The sequence below is a fragment of the Shewanella sp. 6_MG-2023 genome, assembly GCF_030547195.1.
GTDB lineage: Bacteria > Pseudomonadota > Gammaproteobacteria > Enterobacterales > Shewanellaceae > Shewanella.
On record NZ_JAUOQU010000056.1, the window covers coordinates 1 to 5,066 of the forward strand.

4 protein-coding genes and 3 tRNA genes are annotated in these 5,066 nt (G+C 39.0%); 6 read left to right on the top strand and 1 reads right to left on the bottom strand.

Going from position 1 to position 5,066, the window contains the following annotated elements:
* Positions 1-1,271: 1,271 nt before the first annotated feature.
* On the top strand, positions 1,272-2,285 hold the full coding sequence (murB, locus tag Q4533_RS19355) for a UDP-N-acetylmuramate dehydrogenase (protein WP_303503861.1): 1,014 nt from the start codon (positions 1,272-1,274) through the stop codon (positions 2,283-2,285).
* A 1-nt stretch (position 2,286) separates the two neighbouring features.
* Positions 2,287-3,270: a bifunctional biotin--[acetyl-CoA-carboxylase] ligase/biotin operon repressor BirA gene (gene birA / locus Q4533_RS19360; RefSeq protein WP_303503863.1), complete on the top strand. Its 984-nt coding sequence runs from the start codon at positions 2,287-2,289 to the stop codon at positions 3,268-3,270.
* Here the strand turns inward: birA and coaA are convergent.
* Positions 3,259-4,209 (bottom strand): type I pantothenate kinase, encoded by a 951-nt coding sequence (gene coaA / locus Q4533_RS19365; RefSeq protein WP_102436324.1) that lies wholly within the window; start codon positions 4,207-4,209, stop codon positions 3,259-3,261. The two genes, birA and coaA, sit on opposite strands and share 12 nt — an antisense overlap.
* Positions 4,210-4,429: 220 nt before the next feature.
* Here coaA and Q4533_RS19370 point away from each other — a divergent pair.
* The 4 genes from Q4533_RS19370 to Q4533_RS19385 all read left to right on the top strand — a co-directional run.
* Positions 4,430-4,505 (top strand) — tRNA-Thr (locus Q4533_RS19370).
* A 7-nt stretch (positions 4,506-4,512) separates the two neighbouring features.
* Positions 4,513-4,597, top strand: a tRNA-Tyr gene (locus Q4533_RS19375).
* Positions 4,598-4,633: 36 nt separating this feature from the next.
* Positions 4,634-4,707: transfer RNA gene (locus Q4533_RS19380), tRNA-Gly, on the top strand.
* A gap of 186 nt (positions 4,708-4,893) precedes the next feature.
* Positions 4,894-5,066 (top strand): GTP-binding protein (locus Q4533_RS19385; protein ID WP_303446844.1); only part of this gene is annotated, 173 nt, incomplete at its 3' end.

Genomic DNA, 5,066 nt, shown 5'->3' on the forward strand with positions numbered 1-5,066 from the left:
AAAACAACAATACCTAATGCTGATAATTTGAGTTATTAGCTGCAACATATCAGCGTGAGCGGTGAGTGTGGACGAATGCCAATGTGAAAGTAGGTCATTGCCAAGCGCATAATTTATCTTACTTTTTAAAAGTAAGAACAAAAGTTACGAATAATCCCTGACTCTACGAGTCAGGGATTTTTTCGTTTACGACTTTCGATCAATATAGGGTGAAGTAGGGTGCAATGTCTGTGTTTATAAAGCAACGCTTTATACAGACATGAAAGGCGGAGGATTTAGCCGCAGCTGAACAACGCCAAGTGCCTAATATTTCTCGATAGAGAATCGATAAAGCCCTGACTTAACAGTCAGGGCTTTTTTCGTTTCAGGCCAAAAGAATAAACCCTAATGCTGATAACTTGAGTCATCAGCTGTTAGATAATATCGTGAGCGGTGAGTGTGAGCGATTGCCTATGTGAAACTAGGGGGGAATGTCTGTGGTTATAAAGCAACGCTTTATACAGATATGGAACGCGAAATATTTATCCGCAGCTGAACATCGCAAGCGCCTAATTTCTCTCGTAAGAGAGTCGATAAAGTCCTGATTTAACAGTTAGGGCTTTTTTGTATTTGGGGAAAAAGAATAAATCCTAACGCAGATTACTTGAGTCATTTACTGCTACATATCGGCGTGAGCTGCGAGTCTGGGCGAATGCCCATGTGAAAGTAGATTACCGCCAAGCGCCTAATATCACTCATTAAAGAGTCGATAGAGCCCTGACTTAATAGTCAGGGCTCTATCCGTTTTCGGGGAAAGTGAAATATGTACTAACCATGAGAGCTTGAATCATCACCTGCTAGATAATATTGTTCGGTGAGAGTGGGAAAATGTTCATGACAAAGCAGACCTTAATGCTGATCTAAATTCAGCAAGGCTTTATAGCGACTCTACACAGATATAAAGTACGAAGGGTTTATTTGTTGATCAACATCAACAAGCGTCTAATCAGTATCAAGCCCGATATTATGTAGCGGGCTTTTTCATTTCTGGCTTTCAATATATATGTCTATGGATATTATTTTAATAGAAGACAAATTAAGCTCCCGGTGCTCAATAGGCAAAGTTTTATAGGTTTTTTAGAGATATTGATATGACACGAGTAGTGCTAAGACGTTTTGATATAAAAACCTACGGGATGTAGTAATTTATTAATCAAAAGAGACTTATTTCGCCATTTGTATATATCTTAAGTACAATAGTGTTCATTATTTTTCGTTAGAACTATGCCTTTATGCCTGTAAGTTTAGCTCCCCATAATACCTTGGCCTTAACACAATGTTGCGACGCTATTGTTGAAGTTGACTCAAAAAAACAACTGATTTCAGTCGTTTCTAAGCTTGTCAGTGAATCTAAGCCTATGTTGATCTTAGGCGGTGGCAGTAATGTTGTATTTACCGATGATTTCAATGGCACCATTATAAAAGTGCTTACAAAAGGAATTAAGGTCGTTGAAGATGAGTTTAATTTCATCTTATCAGTTCAAGCAGGTGAAAATTGGCATGATTTTGTTGAATACTGTTTAGAAAATGGCATTAACGGCTTAGAGAATCTAGCGTTAATTCCAGGCACAGTTGGCGCCGCGCCTATTCAAAATATTGGTGCTTACGGTGTAGAAATCGATAATTTCTGCTCTCAAGTAGAATACTATGACTATACGACATCTCAGTTGATAACCCTTGATGCAGATCAGTGCCAGTTTGGTTACCGAGATTCAATTTTTAAACACCAGCTTAAGGATAAGGCTGTCATCACCGAGGTTGAATTTAGATTACCTAAGTTGTGGGCGCCTAATCTTGAATATGGACCACTAAAACACTTACAGGATGACAGTGTTAGCGCACAAATAATATTTGAAACAGTATGTGATGTGAGGCAAAGTAAATTACCGGATCCTAAGGTACTTGGTAATGTTGGTAGTTTCTTCAAAAACCCGATTATTTCAGCTAAGCAGTATCTTGAGTTATTAACCGAATTTAGTGATCTTGTCGGCTACGCGCAAACTGACGGCACGATTAAAATTGCCGCAGGTTGGTTAATTGATGAAGCTAATTTAAAAGGCTTTACAGTAGGCCGTGCTGCCGTGCATACCAAGCAAGCACTAGTGCTCGTTAACCTCGGTGGGGCAACGGGTAATGATATTTGTCAATTAGCTCATGCGGTGATGAATAAAGTTTACGATAAATTTAATATAAATTTAGAACCGGAACCAAGAATTATTGGCTCAAAAGGCGAGGTAGATATCTGATATGAATGGTCATTGGGTTAAAAAGAAACAGATCCTAGCTTTGCTTGATCATAGTGATTATGTCTCTGGTGAGCAAATTGCTCAAAAAGTGGGTTTATCACGCACCGCGGTAAACAACCACATCAGCCAGTTACTTGATTATGGCGTAGATATATACAGTGTTAAAGGCAAAGGCTATAAGTTATCTAACCCATTACCATTATTTGATGAGGCAAAACTATTGGCTGCAATAGATAATCGTTGCTTTTATTTTGATGACATTAACAGCACCAATGCCTTTATGTTGCAACACGCTGATGAATTGAAAACAGGTGATATTTGTATCGCTGAATATCAATCTGCAGGTAGGGGGAGGCGAGGACGTAATTGGGTATCTCCCTATGGGCACCATGTTTATGCTTCAATTTTTTGGCGCTTAAATCAAGGTATGAATGCAGCAATGGGCTTAAGCTTAATTGTTGGCTGCTCTATTGTAAAAACCTTAGAGAAATATGGTGTAGAAAATTTAGGCTTAAAATGGCCCAATGATATTTATAAAGATAATAAAAAATTAGCAGGCATTTTAATTGAATTGTCTGGCCATTCCTTGGATGAATGTAATTTAGTGATCGGTTTTGGCATTAACATGAGTATGTCTAATAAGCATGCTGAAGCTATTGATCAACCATGGAGTGACTTGAGTGCTTTAGCGGAGATTCCAAATAAAACTGATTTAATGATTGATTTACATCAACAACTTAAATCAGATTTACGCCTATTTGAATTACAAGGCTTAACGCCTTTTATACCGCAATGGGAAAAACATGATTTATTCATTCATAAAGAAGTGGATTTGATCATGGCACCTCATTCTCTATCGGGGATCTGTCGAGGAATTGATCAACAAGGCGCTATTTTATTGGAGATTAATGGCAACTTTACATCACACATTGGTGGCGAAATTAGCTTGAGGGCATCTGCCAAACAACCGTATTTATTTACGTAAAAGCACTTGGTCTACAAGGTGGTTCTGGGCTTTTTTTAAAATGAGGTTAGCGCGGGCACGACTGGGTTTGATGTTTGACTGTAAATTGGGGCCGTTAATTGTGTCCCAAATATTCGCTGCCGTAGCATTCGCTTCTTCATCAGACAGTGTCGAATAGTGATGGAAAAACGACTCAGGATCACTGAAAGCCCCTTGTCGGAATTTCAAAAAGCGTTGCTGGTACCAGTGTTTTAACAGTGACTCTTCAGCATCGACATAGATAGAGAAGTCGACATAATCTGACAAAAAGGTACTTTTATGATCAGGTGATGGATCTAATGATGTCTGTAATACATTAAGGCCTTCGATAATCAAAATATCGGGCTGATTAATTTCTTGGACACTATCCGTTAACCTATCGTAGCTGACATGAGAATATAACGGTGCCGATACGGATTCATCGCCAGCTTTAATGCTGGAAATAAAATCAATCAACATTTTCATGTCGTAACTTTCAGGAAAACCTTTGCGCTTAAGCAAATTACGTTGTTTAAGTTCTGCTAACGGGTATAAGAAGCCATCGGTGGTGACTAATTCGACTTTTGGGTGCTCTGACCAGCGTTGTAATAATGTTTGCAAAATACGTGCAGTGGTACTCTTACCGACTGCAACACTGCCTGAGATACTAATGATGTAAGGTGTTTTTGTCGGTTTATGACTTAAGAACTGATCAAGCACTTCACTGCGTTGATGTTTGGCACTGATAATCAGGTTGAGTAGGCGACTTAAGGGCAAATAAATATCCGTCACTTCATCGAGTGACAGTTGCTCATTCATGCCTCGAAGGTTTTCTAATTCTTCTTGGCTTAGTGTTAAAGGCACCGAATTACGTAATTCAGACCATTGTTGGCGCTGAAAAGAAAAATAAAGTGCTTGCTGAGATAATTTATTTGATGTCATAACGTCCTTTCCTTAGATCAGGCACAGTACACCAACAATATATATTGAACAATAGAAAATGCATTGATAGTTTTAGCAATAGTTTAAATCGAGGTATTTTTGAACGCAGTTGTTAAATTGAGCCTAAAAAAGCGACATTTAAGACTTTTTTTATCTTTTTTATGCTTTTGCTATTGCACTTGTGCCGACATTTACCTAATATCCGTTTCCGAAATGATTAGCCGGCATAGCTCAGTTGGTAGAGCAACTGACTTGTAATCAGTAGGTCCCGAGTTCGACTCTTGGTGCCGGCACCATTTTTCTGGAGGGGTTCCCGAGTGGCCAAAGGGATCAGACTGTAAATCTGACGGCTCAGCCTTCGAAGGTTCGAATCCTTCTCCCTCCACCATTTTTAAAGGTAGTTAGGTAGCCTTAAACAGGTTGCGCGGATGTCGTATAATGGTATTACTCCAGCCTTCCAAGCTGATAACGCGGGTTCGATTCCCGCCATCCGCTCCAAATTGCTGAACGACTTGATTGCTTAATATCTCTGTCAGAGTTATTAAGTCAATCAAATCCTTTAAATCAGCACGTCCTGTCTTATGCTAAACTAATCTCCTAAACTAATCGATTCGATGTCATTCAATGCATCGGATTTTTTCTATATGTGTTTTCATTACCAAGACTCTGGGTTGAGGCAATATCATGGCTAAAGAAAAATTTGAACGTAGTAAACCACACGTAAACGTGGGTACAATTGGTCACGTTGACCATGGTAAAACAACTCTTACAGCAGCTATTTCAGCTGTATTGTCAAAAGTATATGGTGGTGAAGTTAAAGATTTCGCACAAATCGATAACGCTCCAGAAGAGCGTGA

Coding starts and splice junctions, on each gene's coding strand:
- coaA (WP_102436324.1), bottom strand. CDS start 4,209: ATGACATCAAATAAATTATCTCAGCAAGCACTTTATTTTTCTTTTCAG.
- murB (WP_303503861.1), top strand. CDS start 1,272: ATGCCTGTAAGTTTAGCTCCCCATAATACCTTGGCCTTAACACAATGT.
- birA (WP_303503863.1), top strand. CDS start 2,287: ATGAATGGTCATTGGGTTAAAAAGAAACAGATCCTAGCTTTGCTTGAT.